This is a genomic window from Phormidium yuhuli AB48 (assembly GCF_023983615.1).
Taxonomy (GTDB): domain Bacteria; phylum Cyanobacteriota; class Cyanobacteriia; order Cyanobacteriales; family Geitlerinemataceae; genus Sodalinema; species Sodalinema yuhuli.
This window is the reverse complement of record NZ_CP098611.1, coordinates 3,929,303-3,952,799: the sequence shown is the minus strand read 5'-3', so window position 1 is coordinate 3,952,799 and position 23,497 is coordinate 3,929,303. Positions and strand designations below refer to the sequence as shown.

Below are 23,497 nucleotides of genomic sequence, written 5' to 3'. Positions count from 1 at the left end.
GTTAACGAAAAATAACATGAAACTTCTGACTTTTCTAGGCACGGGAAATTACGCTCAAACCACCTATACTTGGGAAGACCAGGAATTGACTACCAAGTATGTCGCGGCGGCAATCAATGAATTTTTTGACATTGATACCGTTCAAGCCTTTTTGACCACGGAAGCCCGAGACACTCATTGGATGATGTTCTCAAAAGCTGTGGAAAATGCTGAGGAGGTTTTTATTCCATCAGGTCGCTCTGAGGAGGAACTTTGGCAAATTTTTGAGGCGGTTGTGAATGCCGTGGAACCTGGGGAAACGATTGTTTTAGATGTAACGCATTCGTTCCGTTCTATTCCACTGTTTGTTTTCCTGGCGGGGACGTATTTGCAAAAGTCCCGTAATGTCAAGATTGGTGGCGTGTATTATGGGGCTTATGAACGCGATCGCCCGCGATCGCCCATTTTTGACCTCACCCCAACCCTCAAATTCATCGATTGGCTGACGGCGACGGATAAATTCCTCGATACCGGTTCGGCTAAGGATTTAGGTCAACTTCTGACGAATATCCAACGTGACTTCTACAAACAAGGACGTCAAAAACGGGAACCCGTGAGTCCTCGTCAATTGAGTAATTTTGGCAAGCGAATTCAAGCTATCTCCGAGAGTATTGAGTTGGTTCGTCCTTTGAAACTCATGGAAGAAACGGCACTTTTAGACAAAATTTCTTACGAAGATTTACAGGAAGATGTCGGTGCATTTGCTCAACCCTTTTCATTGTTGCTGGATAAAATTCAAGCCGATTATCATCAATTTGCGCTCCCTAACCCGCGAGAAGCGAGTTCCCAAGAAACCTTGCGTAAGCAGGTTGACTTGCTAGGGTGGTATATTGACAAATCATTGAGTGCTCAGGCAATTTTAATGGGGCGAGAGTTAACCGTTTCAGTTCTATGTGTAGCCCTGAAATTTAACTACCTAGGTAAAGACGAACGTCAAGATGTTGAACGGGGTCTAAATTCTTTAGTGGTTTGGCGAGAGGATACTCAAAAACCTCGCCCCCTAGCTTTAGAAGGTTTGGTCACGATGATCCCAGACTTAGACTTAGATTGGTTATCCAAGTTTTGGTCACGCCTTCGAGAGGTCCGCAACGATTTAGCGCATACTGAGATGCGTTCAGATTCACTGTCGGCTGCAAAAATGAGTGACTTTGTTAAAAAAGATTTACTCAAAGACATCAAAACTCTGATGACAGTTCTACCCCAATAACATCAGAGGAGAGTCGGACTTCCCATAAATTTCGGATCTTCAGGATATAGACTGTAATTTGTTACATTTGATACAAAATTGTAGGGGCGAAAAATTTTTCGCCCCTACTACCGTTCCTCCCCCAGTTGGGCTTTGAGACGTTCCAACTCCGCTAACGCTGCCTCAGCCCGCTGTCGTTCCGCCTCGGCCCGCTGTCGTTCCACCTCAGCCCGCTGTCGTTCCACCTCAGCCCGCTGTCGTTCCTGTTGCACTTCCTCCTCCGGCAACAAAATTAGACTGCCATCGGGCCTAAAAAAGCGTAACCAGGGGGCTGTTTCCCGTTGCACCGTCCCTTCCTCAACCCCCAACCAAACCCCGAGGGTCTCACACCAAAGCCAACCGCGATCGCCCCTGGGGATATCCTCATACCCCCGTCCCTCCAAATGCCAACCCCGTAACGACTGGGGGTCAAAGGGATGATAGACAAAATAGTCCCGAGTCCGAAACACCCGCTCATAAATCTCTTTCTTGCGCCCATAATCCTCCCGCGCCGTTGACCCCGAGGTCAACTCCACAATCACATCGGGATAACGTCCCCCCTCCTCCCAAACCACCCAACCCTGACGCTCCCGGTTGGGATGGGGGTCTACATCCAAGACTGCAAAAAAATCAGGTCCCCGAAAGTCCCGATTTCGGGCTTGTTCGCTACTAAAATAGACGAACATATTGCCCCCCGTAAAGTAGTCCTCCCGCCCCGTCAAAGCCCCGTGAGCCGAGGCAATGAGGACGTTCATAGCAATGCGATGGCGATGAGTTTCCAAAGGTTCTCCGTCGTCAAAGATTAAGTCCGTTGGTGGCATGGGGGGCGTCCAGTCCACCCCTGGCTCATACCCCTGAGATTGAGTTACATTCTCAGACATGGTTCCAGCCCCTAGGTTAACCTCTGTATCTTAGCAAGTTCTCTCCCAGATTGATTACGAGTATAGTAGAGATTGTCCCTATGGTTTCAGCAACGTTTACCCCCAGGAACTAACTCCATGGCCGCCCTGACCTCACCCCTTACCCTTGACCTTGAACCCCTTCATCTCAGCGATGAACAGTTTGAGCAACTCTGTTTTAACAACCCCGACCTCAGTCTTGAACAAAGTGCGGCAGGAGTCTTAATTGTTATGCCCCCCATTGGCGGAGAAAGTGGTAATCGAGAGCTAGAACTTGGCATTGACTTAGGACTTTGGAACCGGCAAACTCAACTGGGCAAAGTGTTTAGTTCCTCAACCCTATTTCGCCTTCCCAATGGAGGACGACGGTCCCCTGATGCAGCCTGGATTGAGTTATCCCGCTGGCAACACCTGACCCCAGACCAACGGCGTCGATTTCCTCCTATTGCCCCTGATTTTGTCCTGGAATTGCGATCGCCGAGCGATCGCCTGTCCCTACTTCAAGATAAAATGCAAGAATATCTGGATGCTGGAGTCCGTCTAGGGTGGCTCTTCAACCCCCAAGACCAAAACGTCGAAATCTATCGCCCAGGTCAGCCCCCAGAAATTCGCCCCCTTCCCAGCCAACTCAGTGGTGAAGAGGTCCTGCCCGGATTTGAACTATGGGTTGAGCGATTCTAATCCAGAGACTCCCCAGACCTTGTTGTTTCTGTCTCCCAAACTACATCCTCATACAACGCCTCAAAACTCCCCTGAAACTGAAGACTTTTCAACTCAAACATCCCGTCAACGGGGGTATAACTTTGTAACGTCCACACCCCACCATTCCCCCGTCGAAACGTCTCCACTCGTTGCTTGTCCGTATTGATTAACACATAGTCTTGCAAACTATCTAAACTTTGATACGCCGCAAATTTTTCACCCCGGTCAAACGCTTCCGTAGAGGGAGATAGCACCTCAACAATTAACGTCGGAAACCGTTTGTAGTGAGGGGTTTGACTATCCCGAGGTTCACAGGTCACAAACACATCAGGATAAAAGAAACTATGACGCTGTGCCACCCGCAGTTTCATATCGGACAGATACACCCGACAGCCACCGCCTCGCAGATGATTACGCAGCATCATGGCTAGATTTAAGGCAATCGTGACATGGCTGTCACTCGCGCCGGTCATGGCATAGACATCGCCATGGAGATATTCATGTTTAATCTCACTGGTGGATTCAAGGCGTAGATATTCTTCTGGAGTGAGGGGGAAGTCGGAGGATGCAATCATTGCCGTTGCCATGAACTCATACTCCGATTATAGTCAACCAGGAGAGTCTCAGAAAAAAAGCCCCACTCCAGGAGTGGGTGGGGCCATGATGACGACAAGCAAATTTGGATGGGACGGGTTATCCGCAGCCGCTTCCGGTTCCTTTGCAGACTTTCTCACCGACGCTGCGGTTGCGACCTCGTAAGGCCGTGACATCGCCGCCGTTGTAAAGGGTCTGTAACCCGGCTTCCATGAATCCAGTCATCTCGACAATCAAGAGTCCGGATTCTCGCAAAATCTGCCGGGGAGACTCGCCAATCCCGCTGACGAGGAGGGCGCGACAGTCTTGTAACTGGTCAGCTAATAGTTTCCAACGCCGTGGCCCTAACCCTCGTTCTGGGGTCGGCCGTTCTTCCACGAGGGCAAAACCATCTGGGGTTTGTTGCCAAATCTGTAACCGCACCGCATCGCCGAGATGTTCGTTGACTAACACCCCTTCAAAGGTGGCGACGGCGACGTAGGGACGTTCGACTTCGGGCTTGCGGGGTAGGGTGGAACAGTCCGTGAGACAGCCCCGGAACTCCTCGGAACGGTCTTCACCCAGTAAGCCCACGGCATCGGCGCGGCAACGGGTACAGTGGGTCATCGGGGTGATGAACTCCCCAGCATGACGACGTAGGACGGCCATTTCTTTGGGAGAGGGTTCGGGTAAAACGCCGAAGGGAGTGTCTGGGGTGGGATACATCGGCATGGCGTTGAATAAATCCACACCCATCGCGGCGACGGTTTCGGCAATTTCGATCGCATGATGGTCATTCACCCCTGGAATCACCACGGTGTTCACTTTCACCACCACATCGGCAGCTTTCAAGGCCCGAATCGCCTCCATCTGACGACTCAACAGCCGTTCCGCCCCCTGTCGTCCGCGTAACACCAGGTTTCCATCTCGGAACCAGCGATAGACTTGGGCACCAATGTCAGGATCGATCGCATTCACGGTTACCGTCACATGAGACACGCCAATCCGGGCAATTTCATCGACATGTTCTGGTTTTAATCCCATACCATTGGTTGCCAGACAGAGAATTAAGTCCGGGAAGCGTTCCCGCAACAGGCGCATGGTTTCCAGGGTTTCCCAAGCATTGGCAAAGGGGTCCCCGGGCCCGGCAATTCCGGCGACGGTGATGCGGGGTTCTTTCTCTAGGATTTTTGCCATGTACTCGGCCGCCTGATGGGGTTCGAGAACTTTACTGGTGACACCCGGACGGCTTTCGTTGACGCAATCATATTTACGATTGCAGAAGTTGCATTGCACGTTGCATTTGGGGGCAACGGGAAGGTGAACTCTCCCGAATTTCCCTTTAATTTTAGGGTTGAAACAGGGATGTTGGTCGAGGTTGAGAGGGGTTGCGGTGGGGTTTAGGGTAGTCATAGGAATAAGGCAAAAGGCAAAAGGCAAAAGGCAAGAGGCAAGAGGCAAGAGGCAAAAGAAGGGAATAGGGAACGGGGAATCTCCTAGGGGCAGGTTGCCCTCTTGTGGGTTAGATATAGCCGTAGCCGACGGGAGAGTCCCGTTGTTTTTTGGCGATGATGGCGTTTACTGTTAAATCAAAGAGGTTTTGGCTGCCCCGATAGCCGAGATGGAGGATGCGTTGTCCGCCCATGCGATCGTGGATGGGGAAGCCGACGCGAATCAGGGGAATCCCTTGTTCGCGGGCGAAGCTGTAGCCTTTGCTGTTGCCGATGAGAAAGTCCGGCTTCAGGCTGAGGGCATCTTGGGCAATGTCGAAGAAGTCTACGTCGTCTCGGACTTGGGGGGCTTCTCGTAGCAGGCCGTCGGTGACGGCGGCGATCGCATCTTTAAGATAGCCACTGGACCCCCCAGAGGCGCAGAGAATAGGCTGTACGCCAATTTCTGAGAGAAAGGCGGTTAGGCCCACCACCAGGTCTTCTTCACCGTAGACAATTGCCCGTTTGCCAAAGAGATACTTATGGCCATCGGCATAGGCATCCAGGAGACGACCTCGTTCTAACTCGTGGCGGCGGGGGATGGGGCGATCGCTCAGGCGCGAGAGGGTGTTGAAAAAGCGATCGCTCTCACGGACCCCAATTGGCATTCCCATGGCATAGAGTGGCACGTCGGCTTTCTCTTGCAACAGTTCGCCCCCAGTCTGGCCACAGGCCGAGAGAACGCGCCCAAACTCAATCGAGGCGATCGCCCGAGGCATTTTGCGAATGGATTGGAGGGAGGTTCCTCCAGAGGTGAGTTTCTCATATTCCGCCATCACGGGGGCATCGAGAGTATCGGAATAGTCGGGGAGAATTGTTGGTTCTAAGCCAAAGTCCTCACAGACATCCCGCAGATGACGTAAATCTGCCGTGGAGACAAATCCGGGCATCAGGTTCAGGGGTTTTGTGCCAATCTTGATGTCTTCATTCCCAGATTCAGGAATGGGAACATCCGTTAGGGCAATTTGGGCGATGGTTTCCCGCACAACGGCATGAAACCCCTCCATATGGGTTCCTGAATAGCTGGCGGTGGAGACGTTGACGACGGGAATCTCAGGGTTGGGACATTCGGCATCGGCATCGACACGCCATTCCCGTAATAACATACTCACATCATCGCCGATGGTTTCCGTTAAACAGGTCGTCGCCACACCAACGGCGTTCGGAGCATACTTGTCAATGGAGTTGTTTAACCCCAGTTTGAGGTTAGACCCCCCACCATACACGGCGTGTTTCTCACTCAGGGATGAGGAGGCGATGTCGATGGGTTCACGGAAATGGCTGATAATATAGCGACGCATATAGGTCGCACAACCCTGAGACCCATGTAGAAATGGCATCGTTCCTTCAATCCCCCGAAAAGCAATACAAGCCCCAAGGGGTTTGCAGAGTTTACAGGCATTGGTGGTGGAAATATAGGGATGACCGGTTTTGAGTTTTGCGGTATGTTTCATGGTTTTGGAGAAGGCAAGAGGCAATAGGCAAGAGGCAATAGGGGTAGGGTGTGTTCCGGCTGGCAAGGGGTGTTGGCTTTGGCGTTCAATTAGAACTTGCCGGAACGCACCGCTCGCTGGGGGAACACACCCCGGACCCCTCCGGTGGAGGGGACCCACCCCGCCCTGGCGGGCACCCCACCCGGTCGGGGAGATGTAGGGATTAGCCGGTTCGTCGGGGCATGAATTGCCAGACTGGACTCATGACAGTGCTGTGAACTTCTCGGGCAAAATTCAACATTCCTTCAAAGCCTTCTAGAGCTTCCTTGCGTTCGTGATTGTGGTCGCAAAATCCTAAGCCTAATTTGTAGGCAATGGGACGTTCTTTTACGCCACCAACGAAGATATCAACATCCTTTTCTTGCAGAAAGGCGGAAAGTTCTAAGGGGTTAGAATCATCGACGATAATGGTTCCTTCGTCGGTGATGTCTTGCAGTTCTTCGTAATCCTCTTTCGTCCCAGTTTGCGACCCGACCATGACCACGTCCATCCCTAAAAGACGGAAGGCTTTGACTAGGGAAAAGGCTTTGAACGAGCCGCCGACATAAATTGCCGCTTTCTTTCCTTCTAAGTCTTTCCGGTATTCCAACAGTTTAGGATAGAGAACTGAGAGTTCTTCTCGGACAACAAGCTGGGCTCGTTTGAGGATTTCTGGGTCGTCTTTGAAGAAACGGGCAACTTTATATAGGGATTCTGCCATGTCTTCGACACCAAAATAGGAGACTCGTTCAAAGGGAACGCCGTAGGTGTCTTGCATCATTTTAGCTAAATCTAAGGTGGCTCCGGAACATTGAACCACATTGAGGGCCGCACCGTGCGATCGCGAGATATCGGCGACCCGACCATCACCGGTGATGTTGGCCACTACCTGAATCCCCATTTTCTCGAAGTATTGCCGGATAATCCAGATTTCTCCGGCTAGATTGAAGTCTCCAAGAATGTTAATGCTGTGAGGAGAAATGTCGGAGGTATCACCAGTTCCCACTAGGCGAAACATGGCTTTACAGGCGGCATTGTATCCGGCTCGTTTGTTGCCCTTAAAGCCTTCTGATTGGACGGGAATTACGGGAATACCCGTCACCTCCGTCACTTGATTACAGATGGCTTCTAGGTTGTCGCCAATAATGCCCACAATACAAGTTGAATAGACAAATGCAGCCTTGGGGTCATAGCGTTCAATCAGTTCGAGAAGTGCATTTTTGAGTTTCTCTTCACCCCCAAAAATGACATCTCGCTCTTGTAAATCCGTCGAAAAACTGAGGCGGTGCAATTCTGGACCCGATGAGAGGGCGCCGCGAATATCCCAGGTATAGACAGCACAGCCGACGGGACCGTGAACCAGGTGCAAGGCGTCGGCGATTGGGTAGAGAACCACCCGTGAACCGCAGAAGACACAGGCCCGTTGGCTGACTGCCCCGGCCAGGCTTTGTTTGTTGCATTCCATCGCGAACGGTTCTTTACCTTTGCGGTAAACTTGCGTTTCACGACCTTTGAGAACAGTCGGTTCCATGGTGTCAGTTAATCCTGAATGGTCAACAGTGACGGGTCCGCTGGGGGAGGCCAGACACTATTGACCTGTGCAATTGGAAGGTGCTATTTCGTTAGCAGATACTCATCGGCGGTTGTCCCTTCCTCTAAGGCATCGAGGATGTCATCGAGAGCATCTTCATCCACATTGCCGTACCAGTCTCCTTGAGGATAGACCATCAGGACGGGACCGCGATCGCACATCTTGAGACAGCCAGTTGTGGATACCACCACATCTTCCAAATCGCGATCGACCAGTTCATTTTCCAGGTACTGCACTAGACTCAGAGAGCCTTTCTTGGTGCAGGCTCCTTGAGCATCGCCACGGGTGCGGAAGCCAGCACAGACAAATAAATGATGTTTGGGAGTGTTCATGATGTTTCTCCAGAGATTCAGGAGGGATTCAGGGGGAATCGGCCCAGGCCGTCCCCCAATTCAGAGGTTGGCTTAGAGAACCAACTCAAAGACTTCATCAGGATCATCGCGATCCTTGCGATCAAGCAGGGTGTTGATGATGGTGCAGAGCAGATGTAAACTGCCGCCGTAGCCTAGGGTGGGGAAGTAGCTATGTCCCACACGGTCCAGGATGGGCCAGCCGTAGCGGACAAAGGGAACATCTTCAGCCCGGGCAATATACTTACCGTAAACATTGCTGATAAGCAGATCGACCGGCTCTTGTTTCATCAACTGGTGTAGATAGAACAAGTCAGCATTATCGCGAATCACCGCTTCAGGAACCGTCTCGCCTAAAATGGCTTGAGTGCGATCGCGGAAATACTTAGACTCCGCCCCAGTAATGACATACACCGGCTTGGCACCACAGGTAACCAACATTTCCACCAGCGGAACCACCTGATCCGGGTCTCCAGCGATCGCGACCCGTTTTTCATACAGATAAGCCTGCATATCCGTCATCACATCCACCAGACGACCGCGAGCGTTGACAATCTCGTCCGTCGGCTGAGTTCCGGTGACATCCATTAGAGTTTGCACCAAGCGGTCTGTGGCGGCTACCCCAATCGGTAAATCTAGGATATGAGCCGGAACCTGACATTTGGCATCAAGGGCGATCGCCGCCTGGGTACTGGCTTCTGGGCCGAGGGCGATCGTTGCCAAACTATCCCCAGTAGTTTTCAGGGCCTCAACCGTCGTTCCACCCTGAGGATACATTTGGAAATGTCCCGTTTGCGGTGTATCCACCACATCAGAGGTATCCGGGAACGTTACCGCATCAATGCCCCAAGTGGCGAGCATTTGTTTTAATTCGCGAGTGTCTGAGGGTTCAACATAGCCAGGGATGAGATTCACCTGATTGCGGGACTCACCGCTGCGTTCCGAGAGATACTTCACCATCGACGCGGTCATATTCGACCAGCCGGTGATGTGACAACCCACATAACTGGGAGTATTGGCATGAATGACCGTTTTTCCATTGGGAATCACACCACTCTCAGTGGCTTCCCGAATAATAGTCGGGATATCATCGCCAATGGTTTCCGATAGACAGGTGGTTGTAATCGCCACAACCGGGGGATCATAGAGTTTGTAGATAGTTTTCAACGCTTGGCGAAGATTCGCACCACCGCCAAACACCGCCGTTCCTTCCGTAAAGGAACTGGTCGCCGCCATAATCGGTTCCCGGAAATGGCGTGTTAGGTGAGAACGGTGATAGGAACAGCAGCCTTGAGACCCGTGGGAATGGGGTAAACAGCCATGAATCCCTAGGGCGGAATACATTGCACCAATCGGTTGACAGGTTTTCGCGGGATTAACCCGTAAGGCTTGGCGTTCAACTAAAGTGGTTGGAGTTGCGTCTAACATAATCTTTGGGAATGTAGGGAACAGAGAACAGGGGTAGGGTGTGTTCCGGCTTCAATGAAGATGAAGCTTCGACCAATCGGTTAAAACTTGCCGGAACGCACCGCTCGCGGGGATTAGTTCAGCCAGGGGGCTTTAACGTACTTCCAAACGGGGGTATTGACCCGTAAATCCACATCCTTGGCGAAGTTGACCGCACCCCGGAACCCAGCAAAGGGTCCGCCGTAGTCATAGTTGTGCAGTTGCTTACAAGGAATGCCCAACTTCTCAATCACGTACTTGTCCTTAATCCCAGACCCAATCAAGTCGGGTTTAAAGCGTTCAATCAGCACATCCAGTTCATGGTGGGAGATATTGTCCACCAGCAGGGTTCCCTCACCCATATCAGGCATCATGCCCTTGTAATCCTTGAGGGTGTTGTTTGTCTCCATTTTGGCAAGGGCTTCTTCCGAAAATGGAGGATTATAGCGTTCAGGATCCTGCTTGACATGAATTTCTTCAATGTTGCGGCTGTCAGCATCAATTTTGATGTTGGGCAAGGCATCGCGACCTTCGTAATCATCCCGGTGAGCGAACTCATAGCCGGCGACCACAGTTTTCATGCCCAAATCCGCAAACAGTTCTTGATAGTGGTGGGCGCGAGAGCCTCCCACAAATAGGAAGACGGTCTTTCCAGTCAGCCGTTCACGATAGGTGGCCAGTTGGGCCTCCGTTTCTGCCATCTCTTCAGCGATGACCGTCTCAATGCGTTCCGTCAGTTCCGGGTCATCGAAGACTTCGGCAATCTTGCGTAAACTCTTAGCAAAGGCATTGACCCCAATGAAGTTAACCTTAATCCAGGGAATCCCGAACTTGGTTTCCATCATGTCCGCCATATAGTTAATCGAACGGTGGCACATGACCAAGTTCAACTTCGCTAAATGGGATTCCGTGGCTTCATCGTAGGAGCCATCGCCACTCAACTTACTAATCACCTGAATGCCGCATTTCTCAAGAACGCGCTCGATTTCCCAGGTGTCGCCGCCGATGTTGTACTCACCCATCAAGTTGACGGTGTAGCCTTCAACCTCTTCAGCCTCTTCATTGGTACCAATCCAATTTTTAAAGAAGCCATTGTTGGCGATGTGGTGTCCAGCGGACTGGCTGACGCCTTTATAGCCTTCACAGTTAAAGGCGACAATGCTGATGCCGAGTTTCTCGGACATCTCGCGGGATACCCCTTGAATGTCATCCCCAATCAGTCCCACAGGACAAGTGGAGTGAACGGTAATAGCAGGGGGTTGGAAGAGGTCGTACGCCTCCTGAATCGCCTGGCGGAGTTTATTCATCCCGCCAAAAACGATGTCATGTTCCGTCAAGTCTGTGGTGAAGCAGTAGTTGACGAAGTTGCGGCCGTTGGCTCGGGCCCGGAATTGGTTGCGGCGAATGAGCCAGGAATAATAGGAACAGCCAACAGGACCGTGAACGATATGAACGACATCACCAATGGGACCGACAACCACCCCTTTACAACCGGCAAAGGCGCAACCCCGCTGGGTGATAATGCCCGGTGTGGTGCGGACGTTGGCCTCGATGGTTTGTTCGGGAATGTTGGGGTCACGGACGACAATATGTTTGGCCCGTTTTTTGCCCACTTTAGCCGGATAGGCCTCGACAATATCTTTAACGGCGGTCTGGGTTGTGGTGGAGTCAATGGGAGAACGAGCTTCCTTGACATCCTGGGAAGCTTGAGCGATTTGGCGTTCCAAATCGGTTTGGGTGCGTGTTGTGTCAGTCATGGAGTGTTCCTCGGTTAACCGGTCATTTCATCAAGGGCAACTCGTCCGGTTTCTCCAGTGCGGACGCGAACCGTCTCAGTCACTGGAAGGACGAAAATTTTGCCATCACCGGGATTTCGGGTTTGATTGGTGCGAATGAGGGTGGTGACAACCCGCTCAACTTGCTCATCACTGACGACAATGCTGAGAAGGCGTTTGGGAATCAGTCGGGGAATCCGCCCCAGTAGAGGCAGGACTTCAGTGGCATACTCGGGATTTTGATTGAGGGCTTCAACGGCTTCGGCTTCGATAGCCTGTCGCCCCCGTCCTGTCACTTGCACCGCATTGAATCCCGGAAATCCGGCATCGACGAGCGCTTGTTTGGTACGCCCGATTTGGTTCATGCGAATTACAGCTAAAACTTCTTTCATGGGTCTGTTTCGCGTTCTGACGCGACCTCACAGTTAGGGAAGACAAGGACGAGTGGTTAAACGGCGACGGTTGTTTTCACGTCAGCAGCTTCCTTGACTCCGGTACTGATGGTGTAAACTTCATCGACGGGGCTGACGAAGACTTTACCATCGCCGTAGGCCCCTTCAGTTCCCGTGCGAGCGGCATCCAGGATAACGCCAATGACGGCATTCTTGTGGCTCTCGTCAATCACAAGCATCAACAGTTCTTTGGGTAGCTCGTCATAGATGACGTTGCCGATTTTCAGTCCCCGCTGTTTACCCCGACCAAAGACACCGAGTTTAGTGACGGCGGGATATCCAGCATTGAGCAAGGCTTGCAAGACATCGGGGGTTTTTTCGGGGCGTACGATCGCCCGTACCATAATGTTAGTCATGATCAACACACAATAAACAATAAAGGGGGGAGAGTTTCCCCCCACACAGTTGAGGGGACGAAGGGGATACAGTCACCTTAGACCGTGGCATAGAGTCCATATTCCATCAGGAGACTTTCGAGTTCTTCGTTCTCCAGAGGCTTGGGAATTACATGATTGGTATTCTCATCAATCGCCTTCGCCAAGCTGCGGTAGTGGTCCGCTTGCTCTGATTCCGGTGCATATTCAATCACCGTTTGGCGGTTCAGTTCCGCCCGTTGGACAATGTTGTCCCGAGGCATGAAGTAAATCATCTGTGTGCCTAGGGATTTCGCCAAGGCGGAGATGAGTTCATCTTCCCGGTCCACTTTACGGGAGTTACAAATCAAACCACCAAGACGCACACCGCCGGAAACAGCGTATTTCTGAATCCCCCGGCAGATGTTGTTAGCGGCATACATTGCCATCATTTCGCCGGAGGTGACGATGTAAATTTCTTGGGCTTTACCTTCCCGAATTGGCATGGCAAACCCCCCACAAACCACGTCTCCTAAGACATCATAGAAGGCATAGTCAAGTCCGACTTCTTCGTCGTAGGCTCCGAGTTGTTCGAGCATACTGATGGAGGTGATAATCCCCCGTCCAGCACAGCCAACACCGGGTTCAGGACCGCCGGATTCCACACAGAGGCTTTTGCCAAATCCTTCTTTGCGGATATCTTCGAGTTCGACTTCGTCTCCTTCTTCCCGCAGGCTGTCTAACACGCTCTTCTGGTGCAAGCCTCCGAGGAGGAGACGGGTGGAGTCGGCTTTCGGGTCACAACCGACAATCATAACTTTGCGACCGAGTTCGACTAAACCTGCCACAGTGTTTTGAGTGGTGGTGGATTTGCCGATTCCGCCTTTTCCGTAAACAGCAATCTTACGCATGATTCAACCTCATTGTTTGTAGAATCTAAAGTTCTGTTGTTGGGGCAGAATGGCGCTTGAAGCTGAGGAGAGTTAGAAGCTTCTACTCATTCTAGGCGCTCGTCCTGTCCAAGATGATTAGAGTGGCAGAGATGGTTCTGATTTCAAATTAAAAAAATCTCTGAACCTCTTTTTTCATCTGAATCTACTATAGGATCTATTTTTAATAGGAACTGTAGCATTAATTGCAAAATCCAGGTTTTATGTGTTTTTATTTAATTCGCATTTTGAAGCATTTTTAACACTTTTATTTTTTTCTTAACAAAGCAAAAGAAATACTGTAAGTCCCTATTCAGCTCCTCTTGCTCTCCATTCTCTTCATCTCCTCCGTGAGTTCGTGGTTCCCCCTCTTAACCTAAAAAAACTGTAGAGCGCACAGACGAACTCTACAGTAATCTCTAGGATTCAATTTTTTGATGATGTCTAACGGAAGCCGTTACTCTTAGACGTCCAGAGTTTCTAGGATTAAATCTGGGGAAACGCGATCGCGCAGAGTTCGTTCAATAAATCCTTTCAGGGTCAGGCGAGAACTGGCGCATTGCCCACAAGCACCCTGGAGAGAAACATATACTAAATTGCCGTCCACATCATATAGGTCAACATCACCGCCATCTTCGAGTAAGACGGGACGAATCTCCTGATTTAACACAGACTGAATCAAGGCAATTTTCTGTAAGTTGGTCAGATTGGCCATAGGAACCGAAACGGGTTCGGCAACGGGTTCGGCAACGGATTCAGGGGGCTTGGAGGTGCGAGGAGTCGCCGGGTCAGTGGCGTCGGCAGTCTCATAGACTTCTGCGACGAGATCATCGAGTTCGGCTAAACAGGACCCGCAACCGCCACCGGCTTTAATATAGTTGGTCACCTCTTCGGCGCTGGTGAGATGATTGTCGCGAATCACTCGTTTGATACGATTTTCGGTCACGCCAAAACATTGGCAAATTAAAGCCGACTCGTCCTCATCATCCTCGATCGCCGTCGGCACTCCGTGATAATTGGCAATAGCAGCTTCCAACGCTTCCTGTCCCATTACCGAACAGTGCATCTTCTCTTGGGGCAGTCCCCCAAGAAATTCAGCGATGGTGCGGTTATCAATCTGTAAGGCTTCATCAACGGTTTTGCCCTTGATGAGATCCGTTAAGGCTGAGGAGGAGGCGATCGCACTGGCGCAACCAAAGGTCTGAAATCGGGCATCGAGAATCAGGTCATTGGCTTTCTGAATCCGCAGATGCAGTCGCAGGGCATCGCCGCAGGCAATACTTCCCACTTCTCCGATGGCGATCGCTTCTCCTTGACGACAATCATCTTGGGCGATCGCCCCCATATTATGGGGTTCGTGAAACAGGGTCATAACTTTGTCGGTGTAATCCCACATGATGAGGCTCCTTTAAAGATGGGCAAGAGGCAAGAGGGGGGTTAGGCGATGCCGACTCGTTGGCTTTGTTCTTGTAACCAAGGGTGAGTGGCTTCGTTGTCCCGGGAAAAGGGCGATAGTTCTCGTAGCCGATTAATCATTGAGGGTAATAGGGCGATGACCTGTTCAATCTCGGCCGCCGTGGTGTAGCGGGATAGACTAAAGCGAATTGAACCATGGAGCAGGGTATAGGGTAAGCCCATGGCCCGCAAAACGTGAGACGGTTGCAGTGAACCTGACGTGCAGGCTGAACCAGATGACGCACAAACGCCTTCGCGATCGAGAGACAGTAAAATCGCCTCTCCTTCCACATATTTAAATCCGATATTGGCGGTATTCGGTAACCGTAAGCCAGGATGGCCATTGCGTTGGGTATCCGAAATTTGGCTGAGAATGCCTTGTTCGAGGCGATCGCGCAACTGAGCGATCCGGGTATGATCCTCGTCAAAGCTTTTTAAGGTCAACTCCGCTGCTGTCCCTAAACCGATAATCCCAGGGACATTCTCCGTTCCTCCCCGTCGTCCCCGTTCCTGATGGCCACCGGCCAGGAACGGACGAAAGCGTACACCGCGACGGACATATAACACGCCAATGCCTTTCGGACCATGGAACTTATGACCCGAGAGAACCAGAAAGTCAATAACTCCGCTGCTGACATCAAGGGGAATCTTGCCCGCCGCTTGTACGGCATCTACATGAAACAAAACCCCTCGCTCTTTCGCCAGATGGCCAATGCGTTCAATGGGGAAGATGGTTCCCGTTTCGTTGTTGGCGGCCATCACTGAAATTAGGGCGGTGTCATCGCGGATGGCCCGTCGCAACTCCTCTAACTTCAGTTGTCCTTTGCCATCCACCCCGAGATAGGTCACGCTATAGCCTTGTTTTTCCAGCCGTTGCAGGGGTTTGAGAATGGCAGGATGTTCAACGGCGGTGGTGATGATGTGGCGTTTGTCCGGTTGACGATCTAGGGCGGCCCGAATAGCGGCGTTATCCCCCTCCGTTCCACAACTGGTGAAGATGATTTCATTGGCTTCCGCGTGGATGAGGGCGGCGATGGCCTCGCGACTCTGACGTAGGCCGCGAGCAACCTGTCCGCCAAAGCGATGCATACTGGAAGGGTTGCCATAATACTGCGTGAAGTAAGGCGACATGGCCTCATACACCTCAGGGGCGACGCAGGTGGTGGCATTGTTGTCGAGATAAATAACTGACATGGTGGGGAGGCGGTGGAGGGCTGGGGTTAGGTGACGACCTGACGATAGCGATCGTAAAAGCTAAATAAGGCCGTTTCGATGGTGTCGTAAACTTGCACCGGTTCGATACCGGCATCACGCAAACGATCCTCGGGTCCAATGCCAATGCGTGAGGTCATCACCGCTTGGCAGTCTTGCAGGGTATCCAGAATGGCACTGAGGTCGCCGGGGCTGTCCTCTTTCCCGTGACAGTAGGGGGCAACATCACGGACTTCGATAAACTCGGCGTGCGATCGCCTCACATCATAGATATGAAACTGACTGGCATGGCCGAAGTGGGTATCCACTAAGCCCTGGCCCTGGGTGGCAACAGCGACCCGGGCAGTTGGTTCCGGTAGGGTTTGGGGACTTGGAGATCTCGCTGGGCTAAGGGTCATATCTATCCTCCATTCATTCACGGACGAGTAAGATTACAGAGTTTTGTATGTATTTATACGGGAAAGCGATCCGTAAACTCCTTGATGTCACTGTAAGACATCCATCGGGGAGTATTGGGGTTTCCATTACCAAATCGAATCATTGCGCTAAAGGCTATGTTCTGGGGCTTGAGAGGAATAAAAATTTTTTTTGGGGGGTGGGGGTCTTGCAGTGATTGCCTCAACTTAGCATCGAGTTTTGTAGCTTATTTTATAGAATACGGCGGCAGAAAATGACAATTAGGAGGGAAAGAAAATGTCCAGTCTCGGGAAATAAGGCACGCTGCTCCCCCCTGAAATGCCTAATTGGTAACAGTTTTAGATTTTCTTAATAAAGTTAACCTAAAATATTAAAAAATAATTAAGACATTTTTTAAATCCGTTTTTTTGTATCATGCGTAGCTAAAAAAACTGAGAAGCCCGAGTTTGGGAATCCAATCTCTAGGCAGTCTGTTAGCAGAGTCCGGCCATCGAATCGGCGAGCGGCCAGGTGAAGTCACGGGCATTCTGTATCCAAGCTTGCATTTAATCTCTAGGCAGTCATGTTACCCTAAGGCATCGATAGAAATTCCCGGCGGGTTAAGGTTGCGGTGCTTCTTTAGGGGAATTTACGGACGTCACTGTAACCCTTATGTTGACAAGCCATCATGAACGACCGTCAGAACGCTTTTGGAACTGACCCTCTCCACCCTAAACTGCTCGATACCACCCTGCGGGATGGGGAGCAGATGGCCGGAGTCGCCTTGACCCCAGATGAGAAAGTCGCGATCGCCCAACTCCTCGATGCCATCGGTGTGCCAGAAATCGAGGTGGGAGTCGCGGCTATGGGAGGTGAGGAGGCCGTGGCCATCACCACTCTCGTCAACAGTTCTCTCAATGCCGAACTCCTGGGATGGAACCGGGCCCGCATTTCCGATTTAGCCGCGTCCTTTGACTGTGGGTTGCAACGGGTTCATATTTCCCTACCCGTCTCCGAGGTGCAAATTGCCGCCAAATTTGGGGGCGATCGTCAACGTCTCTGGCAGCAGTTAGAGGAGAGTCTGACCTTCGCCCGCGATCGCAGCCAGTTTATCTCCGTCGGCGCAGAAGATGCCTCCCGAGCCGATCCCGAATTTCTCTTAGCCGTAGCTAAAACCGCCCAACGCCTAGGAGCGCAACGGTTTCGCTTCTGTGACACCCTCGGTATCCTTGACCCCTTCCAGATGATGGAACAGGTGCAGCCCCTCGTCGACTCCCTCGACATTCCCGTTGAAGTGCATACCCATGACGACCTAGGAATGGCCACCGCCAACGCCCTAGCGGGATTGCGAGCCGGGGCCAAGGTTGTCGATGTCACCGTCAACGGAATCGGCGAGCGGGCCGGAAACGCGGCCCTCGAAGAAGTCGTTGTTGCCATGCGTCGCCTTCAGGATTGGGACTTTGGCATTGATAGTCGTCAACTGTTACAACTCTCCCAAGCCGTTCAACAGTTCACTCATCCTGGGCCCCTCCCCCCCTGGAAAGCCATCGTCGGGGAGAATGTCTTTACCCATGAATCGGGGATTCATGCCGATGGTATCCTCAAAAATCCCCAAACCTATGAACCCTTCCCCCCCCAATGGCTGGGAACCCAGCATCAGATCGGAATCGGCAAACATTCCGGGCGACGGGCGATCGCCGCCTGTCTAGAACGCCATCAGCTCTCCCTAACCCCCACTAGCCCCCATTATCAACAATCCCTACTCGATGCCGTACGAGTACGAGCCACCCAACTCAAACGGGGCTTAGGAGCCGACGAAGTGTTAGCTCTGGCATCCGCATCTCCCCCCTCCTAAGTCTTCCTCGGAACACCGAAGAGGGGGAAATGTTTTGGCATTAATCCACATCAATCATGACATGACTTCCTTGAATGACGGCATAAACATCTTTTCCATGACTCAACTGCAACGTATCTACCGACGCTTTCGTCACCATGGCGGTAATTTCTACCCCTGGATTGACCTCTAAGGTCACCTCAGCATTCACCGTTCCTACGTTGATATGCTTGATGGTTCCTTTTAAAACATTTCCTTCTGTAACTTGCATGGTAAATTTGGGATTGAGTTGGCTCTTGAAACGATACATATTTTATACATCAAGGAAAAGTAAAAAAGTATAAGTTGCAACAATTTATCGATTTTGCAGCAATAAAAACTATAAAAAATTGTGGACTTAACCTTAACCTAACCTAATCATAAAAATTATCTGTCTTTAATTCGGTCAGCCTAGCGAAATCTCTAGTTTTTGAATGTTCGTTTTTTGTTTATAATCCAAGCACAGCCCATGATGTTATTTCCCTACCGTTCAGGCTATCCCAGTTGCCAGAAATGTCCTGAAATCTGTGTGCCCCAGGTCATTCATCGGCACCTTAATCCCAAATTTCGGCAATTCCGACCCATGGGAGTTCTAGATTTAAACTGGCTTCCTGTCGGCTCCAACTGCTCTCACAACCAAGATTTTGACCCCCCAGCCCACTCTCCTCCCCGTGACAAATCCAGCCAACACCTGCATCTGAATCTAGCCTCTCCCCTGGTCATTTGGGAAGGCTGTAATCTTTTGGCTCAACGAGGCGATATCCCTTGGATTTGGGAGGGCGATCGCTGGACCTATCGTAAACCCGTAAAACGGGGGCGAGGAGAACTGCAATTTTGGCTTCAGGGAGACAACCAAGACCCGACCTCCCACTCAAATATTGCCGAATTTGACATTCGCTCAGCCTGTTTACATCTGATTTATGCAGCCAAAGCGACCCAGCTCCCAGACCCGACCCAGGGGGTCTTTTCCTTGAGCGATCGCGACCTTGCAGACTATTTTGGGCTCCAACGACGACGGGATCTCAGCCAACACGATAAACTGACCCTGCTAGAGCGTCTCGTGCGGGAAGTGAGCCGCCTCCGTGTCGCCATTCATTGGTTACAACAGGGAGATATTCCCGCCTTTGAAGAAGCCGAACATCCCCTGTGGGAATTAGTCCAATTTGAGCATCATCCCCCTCAGGGGTCTCAACCCCATCCCAGTGGCTTCACCCTCTCCATTCGTCCCGGCCCCTGGGTTGAGCATTTCCTCAATCCCCAAGGCCAGCAACAAGGACGAGGATTTTATCAAACCACCAACATTGAAGCCGATTGGATCGAACTGGCCTTTCGCAACTGGCAACAACATCCAGGAATGGTGCGATCGCTCTTCTGGCTCATCTTTAAGTTACGCTTTGGCCGCCAGAGTCCCCTGCGAGTCTCCACCTTCATGACCATCGCCTATGGCCGAACCAGACTCGACCGAGCCGAGAGCGATCGCGACAGCCGCAAACGCCTCATCCGCACCTTTGAACGAGACCTAGAACTTCTCGCCGACGCCGGACTCATGCCCCAATTCGACCCCAAAACCTATCCCCTAGACATCCGTCCCCTCTGGGCCAGACTACAAGCCATCCCCGACGACCCCGACGACCCCAGCGGCATCTGGACCAGCGACAGCGAGGGCGATCGCTCCCTCCTAGACTTCGCCCCCCGAGGCAAATGGAAACGCCTCAAAAAAGCCCGTTTCTGCGGCTTTGGACCCCAAAAATAACCCCCCTTCTCCCTCTCCCCCTCCCTTTCTCTTTCTCCACCTCTGTGTCCTCCGTGACTCCGTGGTTCCCCCCCTCCAACAACAACAAACGAGACGGCAACAACCCCACAAACCAAGGAAACGGACGGCATTTCAGCCCTTCCCAAACCTCCTTAAACACCTCCCCCCGCACATGATAATCCTGAGAACTCGCCGGCGGTTCCCCCAACTTCAGATAGAGAGTTTGCCGATGAGGCGTTTCACTACTCCCCGCCAGCCAAGCCGGGAAGCTGTTAACTCCCTCTAAACCCTCCAAAAAGACAAGATGATGAGCGCGAATCCCCACATGAGTATGCAGCGGCGACACCTCCCCCTGCGTCTCCAGAGTACAGTTCCAATCCAAAGCACGGATTTGCTGAGATGACAGAAGTTCGAGGCGAGAATAGTTCTTGCATCCCGTCAACTGAGCCACCGTCACCGTTCCCGGATTATCGAAAATGCTTTGCTTAGCTCCCTGAGCAATCATCCGACCTTGGGAGAGAACCAACAGATGGGGACAGAGGCGATAGGCCTCCTCTAAATTGTGACTGACAAACAACGTTAAGCCCCGATAATCAGCCAGCGTTTGACTCAATTGGATTTCCAACTCACTGCGTAGATGAGCATCCAGAGCCGAGAACGGTTCATCCAGGAGTAATAGATCCGGTTCCGGGGCCAGGGCCCGGGCCAACGCCACCCGTTGCTGCTGTCCCCCAGAGAGTTGATGGGGATAGCGATCGCCCAATCCCAGCAGTTGCACCTGCTGTAACTGCTCCTCCACCCGACGCAACCGCTCCGCCTTCCCACAGCCTTTCAAACCATAGGCGATATTGTCCCGAACCGTCAGATGGGGAAAGAGAGCATAATTTTGGAAGACAAACCCCACCCGGCGATCGCGACTGGGGAGATTAATCCCCCGTCGAGAATCATAGAGAACCCGGTCATTTAAGACAATTCTGCCCGCATCCGGCGTATCAATCCCCGCAATACAGCGTAGGGTGAGACTTTTCCCCGATCCTGAACGTCCCAACAGGCCCAACGGTTGCCGTTCTAACTCAAAGTCAACCTCCAGAGAGTAATTCGCTAAATTTTTTTGAATCTGAACCGTCAGAGACATGATGGCAATCCGTCAATAAAGTTAGGGATGAGGTGCATTGTCTAATCGTCTCACCCAATAGAGAAATAGGAAGGCGATCACCGTCATCATCAAGACCATAATATTAGCCAGACCATACTCTCTCGACTCCACCGCATCATAAATCGCCAGGGGCAGAGTTTGAGTCCGTCCGGGGATACTTCCCGCCACCATCAGTGTCGCCCCAAACTCCCCCAAACTTCTCGCGACACTGAGGGTAAAACCCGCCAAAATCCCCCGATAGGCCAAGGGAAGCGTAATGCGCACGAGAATTTCCCTCTCCGTCGATCCCAACGTCCGGGCCGCCGCTTCCAGTTCCGGATTAACATTCGCGATCGCCGCTCGGGTTGACTCAACCATCAGCGGTAACGCCACCACCGTCGAGGCGATGGCGGCGGCCTGCCAAGTAAACAAGAGGTCAATCCCCAACCACTCTCGAATCGGACTTCCCCGGCCCAACGCCAACAGCAAGCCATACCCCACCACACTCGGCGGTAACACCAGAGGCAAATTCAAGACCGTCGAGAGAACCAATTGGCCCGGAAAGCGGCATTTCGCCAAAACCGTCCCCAACGTCAACCCCAGCACAAAAATCACCAGACTGGCGCTGAGAGTAACTTGTAACGAGAGAAAGGACGGTTGCCAAATCATGGCGTTTCTGGAGAATCAGGAACCACAAAGCCATATTTTTCCATCAATGGCCGTCCCTGTTCCCCATTAATAAACGCCGCAAACTCTTTCGCCTCCTGAGGATAGGGAGCATTTTTGGGTACAGCCAGCATTTGTTCCAGGGGATGATGGAGAGTATCGCTAATGAGTTCCCAGCGTCCCGGTTTCTCCACACTAATCGAGAGAGCGGCGATCGCCACATCCACATTCCCCGTCATCGCATACTGTTGAGTCTGACTGATATTCTCCCCAAAAATCAGTTTCGGTTGTATCTCCTCCCAGATGCCGGCGGCTTCCAAGGCTTCCTTCGCCGCCGTTCCATAGGGAGCATGATTGGGGTTGGCGATCGCCACCCGTCGCACCTCCGGTTTTAGCAAATCCTCAAGCCGGTTAATGTCTAGGGACGCCTCCTCTCGTTGCCAGAGAGTAATACGTCCCACCCCATAGAGAGCTTTCGTTTCCGGAAAAACCAATCCCTCTCGGTCTAAATCATCCACAAATTGGCGATTAGCCGCAGCAAACACATCTACCGGCGCACCCCGTGCAATTTGCTGAGCCAATTGTCCCGTAGATCCAAAATTAAAGCGCAGGGAATGTCCCGTTTCCGCCTCCCACGCTTGACCAATTTCCGGAAACACATCCCGCAAATCCGAGGCAGCCGAGACCGTGAGAGTCACAGCAGTTGGGGGACTATCGGCCCGTAGGAACGGTTGATGTCGCGCCGACAGGCCCATCATCAACAGCAGCCCCACAACTGCCAAGCCAAAATACCATGACAGCTTCTTCATTATTTAAAGTTAGTGGAAATTCTGATGAGAACAGTTTAATCAGTTTTCCCACCCCCAATGGTAGTCAACCCTACAAACCCTCAAAGAACCATCCCCAGCTAAAATCAGAGAACCCCCAACATCCCCATTCCCCCATGCCCCAACTCTATCTCATCCGTCATGGCATTGCCGCCGATCGCAATCCCCAAACCTATCCTGATGATCGCCAACGGCCCCTCACCGACGCCGGAGTCAAGAAAACCCGTAAAATCGCCAAACGCCTCGCAGAACTCGGTCTACAATTCGACCATCTCCTCACCAGTCCCCTGATTCGGGCCCAACAAACCGCCGACATTTTGCACAACGCCAAACTCAGCCCCCAACCCGAGATCTTCCCCGCCCTAGCCCCCTGCGGCCCCATTCAAGACTGGCTAAACTGGTACAACACCCTCCCCAAAACAAGCAAAAACGGCGATGTGGCGATCGCCGTCGTTGGACATGAACCCGACTTAGGACAGTGGGCCGAACAACTCATTTGGGGAGAAGTTCGCGAAAAACTAATTGTCAAAAAAGCCGGTGTAATTGGCGTCAATCTTCCAGATGACGGAGAAATCATCGGCCAGAGTACACTTTTCTGGCTGGTTCCACCGCGATTTTTGCTCTAGAAACCAGCATCACATAGCATCACATCCAGGGCGATCGCCCATCAATTAAATCCTTAGCATCGCGAATGGCCTGGTCTTGAGAGGCGTGACCCTCCCCCGGACCCTTGACCTCATCCCCATGGGGATCAATCACCGTCGCCCACCACCAGGCGCGACTGTAGCGTGGAATAATCAAATGTCCTTTATAGACTTGGCTTTGGGGTTGCGCATCGGTCAGAACCCGATCGCCTCCCGACAGAGAAGATGTTGCAATCATGA

The 23,497-nt window shown here is 51.9% G+C and carries 24 protein-coding genes; 5 read left to right on the top strand and 19 right to left on the bottom strand.

Translation table 11 applies throughout. The annotated features are described in order from the left end of the window. The first annotated feature begins 16 nt into the window (after positions 1-16). Positions 17-1,246, top strand: a complete 1,230-nt coding sequence (csx2, locus tag NEA10_RS16970) for a TIGR02221 family CRISPR-associated protein (RefSeq protein ID WP_252662536.1) — start codon at positions 17-19, stop codon at positions 1,244-1,246. A gap of 107 nt (positions 1,247-1,353) precedes the next feature. On the opposite strand, the gene NEA10_RS16965 is transcribed toward csx2, so the two are convergent. Continuing rightward, complete coding sequence (locus tag NEA10_RS16965) at positions 1,354-2,145, bottom strand: Uma2 family endonuclease (RefSeq protein ID WP_252662535.1); 792 nt, start codon at positions 2,143-2,145, stop codon at positions 1,354-1,356. Positions 2,146-2,262: 117 nt separating this feature from the next. On the opposite strand from NEA10_RS16965, the gene NEA10_RS16960 reads away from it, so the two are divergent. After that, entirely contained in the window at positions 2,263-2,844 is a 582-nt protein-coding gene (locus NEA10_RS16960) for a Uma2 family endonuclease (RefSeq protein WP_252662534.1), read from the top strand. Here the strand turns inward: NEA10_RS16960 and NEA10_RS16955 are convergent. From NEA10_RS16955 to NEA10_RS16895, 13 genes are all read right to left on the bottom strand, one after another. Continuing rightward, positions 2,841-3,440 (bottom strand): Uma2 family endonuclease, encoded by a 600-nt coding sequence (locus tag NEA10_RS16955; RefSeq protein ID WP_252665392.1) that lies wholly within the window; start codon positions 3,438-3,440, stop codon positions 2,841-2,843. The two genes, NEA10_RS16960 and NEA10_RS16955, sit on opposite strands and share 4 nt — an antisense overlap. Positions 3,441-3,558: 118 nt before the next feature. After that, the gene (locus NEA10_RS16950) at positions 3,559-4,851 is read right to left on the bottom strand and encodes a radical SAM protein (RefSeq protein ID WP_252662533.1); all 1,293 of its coding nucleotides are present in this window, start codon (positions 4,849-4,851) and stop codon (positions 3,559-3,561) included. Positions 4,852-4,960: 109 nt separating this feature from the next. Continuing rightward, the gene (locus NEA10_RS16945) at positions 4,961-6,382 is read right to left on the bottom strand and encodes a nitrogenase component 1 (RefSeq protein ID WP_252662532.1); all 1,422 of its coding nucleotides are present in this window, start codon (positions 6,380-6,382) and stop codon (positions 4,961-4,963) included. A gap of 202 nt (positions 6,383-6,584) precedes the next feature. Further along, positions 6,585-7,931: a nitrogenase iron-molybdenum cofactor biosynthesis protein NifE gene (gene nifE / locus NEA10_RS16940; RefSeq protein WP_252662531.1), complete on the bottom strand. Its 1,347-nt coding sequence runs from the start codon at positions 7,929-7,931 to the stop codon at positions 6,585-6,587. Between the two features lie 83 nt (positions 7,932-8,014). After that, complete coding sequence (locus tag NEA10_RS16935) at positions 8,015-8,323, bottom strand: (2Fe-2S) ferredoxin domain-containing protein (protein ID WP_252662530.1); 309 nt, start codon at positions 8,321-8,323, stop codon at positions 8,015-8,017. A gap of 72 nt (positions 8,324-8,395) precedes the next feature. Then, complete coding sequence (nifK, locus tag NEA10_RS16930; RefSeq protein WP_252662529.1) at positions 8,396-9,769, bottom strand: nitrogenase molybdenum-iron protein subunit beta; 1,374 nt, start codon at positions 9,767-9,769, stop codon at positions 8,396-8,398. Positions 9,770-9,882: 113 nt separating this feature from the next. Then, positions 9,883-11,544: a nitrogenase molybdenum-iron protein alpha chain gene (nifD, locus tag NEA10_RS16925; RefSeq protein ID WP_252662528.1), complete on the bottom strand. Its 1,662-nt coding sequence runs from the start codon at positions 11,542-11,544 to the stop codon at positions 9,883-9,885. A gap of 14 nt (positions 11,545-11,558) precedes the next feature. Continuing rightward, positions 11,559-11,954, bottom strand: a complete 396-nt coding sequence (locus tag NEA10_RS16920; RefSeq protein WP_252662527.1) for a P-II family nitrogen regulator — start codon at positions 11,952-11,954, stop codon at positions 11,559-11,561. Between the two features lie 56 nt (positions 11,955-12,010). Further along, on the bottom strand, positions 12,011-12,370 hold the full coding sequence (locus NEA10_RS16915) for a P-II family nitrogen regulator (protein ID WP_252662526.1): 360 nt from the start codon (positions 12,368-12,370) through the stop codon (positions 12,011-12,013). Between the two features lie 77 nt (positions 12,371-12,447). Further along, the gene (gene nifH / locus NEA10_RS16910) at positions 12,448-13,278 is read right to left on the bottom strand and encodes a nitrogenase iron protein (protein WP_252662525.1); all 831 of its coding nucleotides are present in this window, start codon (positions 13,276-13,278) and stop codon (positions 12,448-12,450) included. A 481-nt stretch (positions 13,279-13,759) separates the two neighbouring features. Further along, complete coding sequence (gene nifU, locus NEA10_RS16905) at positions 13,760-14,692, bottom strand: Fe-S cluster assembly protein NifU (protein ID WP_252662524.1); 933 nt, start codon at positions 14,690-14,692, stop codon at positions 13,760-13,762. Between the two features lie 41 nt (positions 14,693-14,733). Next, on the bottom strand, positions 14,734-15,945 hold the full coding sequence (gene nifS / locus NEA10_RS16900) for a cysteine desulfurase NifS (RefSeq protein ID WP_252662523.1): 1,212 nt from the start codon (positions 15,943-15,945) through the stop codon (positions 14,734-14,736). Positions 15,946-15,971: 26 nt separating this feature from the next. Next, the gene (locus tag NEA10_RS16895; protein WP_252662522.1) at positions 15,972-16,361 is read right to left on the bottom strand and encodes a NifB/NifX family molybdenum-iron cluster-binding protein; all 390 of its coding nucleotides are present in this window, start codon (positions 16,359-16,361) and stop codon (positions 15,972-15,974) included. Between the two features lie 686 nt (positions 16,362-17,047). Here NEA10_RS16895 and nifV point away from each other — a divergent pair. Then, complete coding sequence (nifV, locus tag NEA10_RS16890; protein ID WP_252662521.1) at positions 17,048-18,214, top strand: homocitrate synthase; 1,167 nt, start codon at positions 17,048-17,050, stop codon at positions 18,212-18,214. Between the two features lie 40 nt (positions 18,215-18,254). Here the strand turns inward: nifV and NEA10_RS16885 are convergent, their stop codons facing one another. Continuing rightward, positions 18,255-18,464, bottom strand: a complete 210-nt coding sequence (locus NEA10_RS16885) for a TOBE domain-containing protein (RefSeq protein WP_252662520.1) — start codon at positions 18,462-18,464, stop codon at positions 18,255-18,257. A gap of 237 nt (positions 18,465-18,701) precedes the next feature. On the opposite strand from NEA10_RS16885, the gene NEA10_RS16880 reads away from it, so the two are divergent. After that, the gene (locus tag NEA10_RS16880) at positions 18,702-19,985 is read left to right on the top strand and encodes a hypothetical protein (RefSeq protein ID WP_252662519.1); all 1,284 of its coding nucleotides are present in this window, start codon (positions 18,702-18,704) and stop codon (positions 19,983-19,985) included. Here NEA10_RS16880 and NEA10_RS16875 read toward each other — a convergent pair. The 3 genes from NEA10_RS16875 to modA are packed head-to-tail and all read right to left on the bottom strand — an operon-like array spanning position 19,945 to position 22,595. Next, positions 19,945-21,120, bottom strand: coding sequence for a sulfate/molybdate ABC transporter ATP-binding protein (locus NEA10_RS16875; RefSeq protein WP_252662518.1), 1,176 nt, complete (start codon positions 21,118-21,120; stop codon positions 19,945-19,947). The genes NEA10_RS16880 and NEA10_RS16875 overlap by 41 nt on opposite strands. Positions 21,121-21,141: 21 nt before the next feature. Next, positions 21,142-21,789: a molybdate ABC transporter permease subunit gene (gene modB / locus NEA10_RS16870; RefSeq protein ID WP_252662517.1), complete on the bottom strand. Its 648-nt coding sequence runs from the start codon at positions 21,787-21,789 to the stop codon at positions 21,142-21,144. After that, positions 21,786-22,595, bottom strand: a complete 810-nt coding sequence (gene modA / locus NEA10_RS16865; protein ID WP_252662516.1) for a molybdate ABC transporter substrate-binding protein — start codon at positions 22,593-22,595, stop codon at positions 21,786-21,788. Before modA ends, modB begins: the two co-directional genes overlap by 4 nt. Here modA and sixA point away from each other — a divergent pair. Further along, entirely contained in the window at positions 22,580-23,239 is a 660-nt protein-coding gene (gene sixA, locus NEA10_RS16860) for a phosphohistidine phosphatase SixA (RefSeq protein ID WP_309494346.1), read from the top strand. The two genes, modA and sixA, sit on opposite strands and share 16 nt — an antisense overlap. Before the next feature lie 19 nt (positions 23,240-23,258). Here the strand turns inward: sixA and NEA10_RS16855 are convergent, their stop codons facing one another. Next, positions 23,259-23,495 (bottom strand): hypothetical protein, encoded by a 237-nt coding sequence (locus NEA10_RS16855; protein ID WP_252662515.1) that lies wholly within the window; start codon positions 23,493-23,495, stop codon positions 23,259-23,261. Between the last annotated feature and the right edge of the window lie 2 nt (positions 23,496-23,497).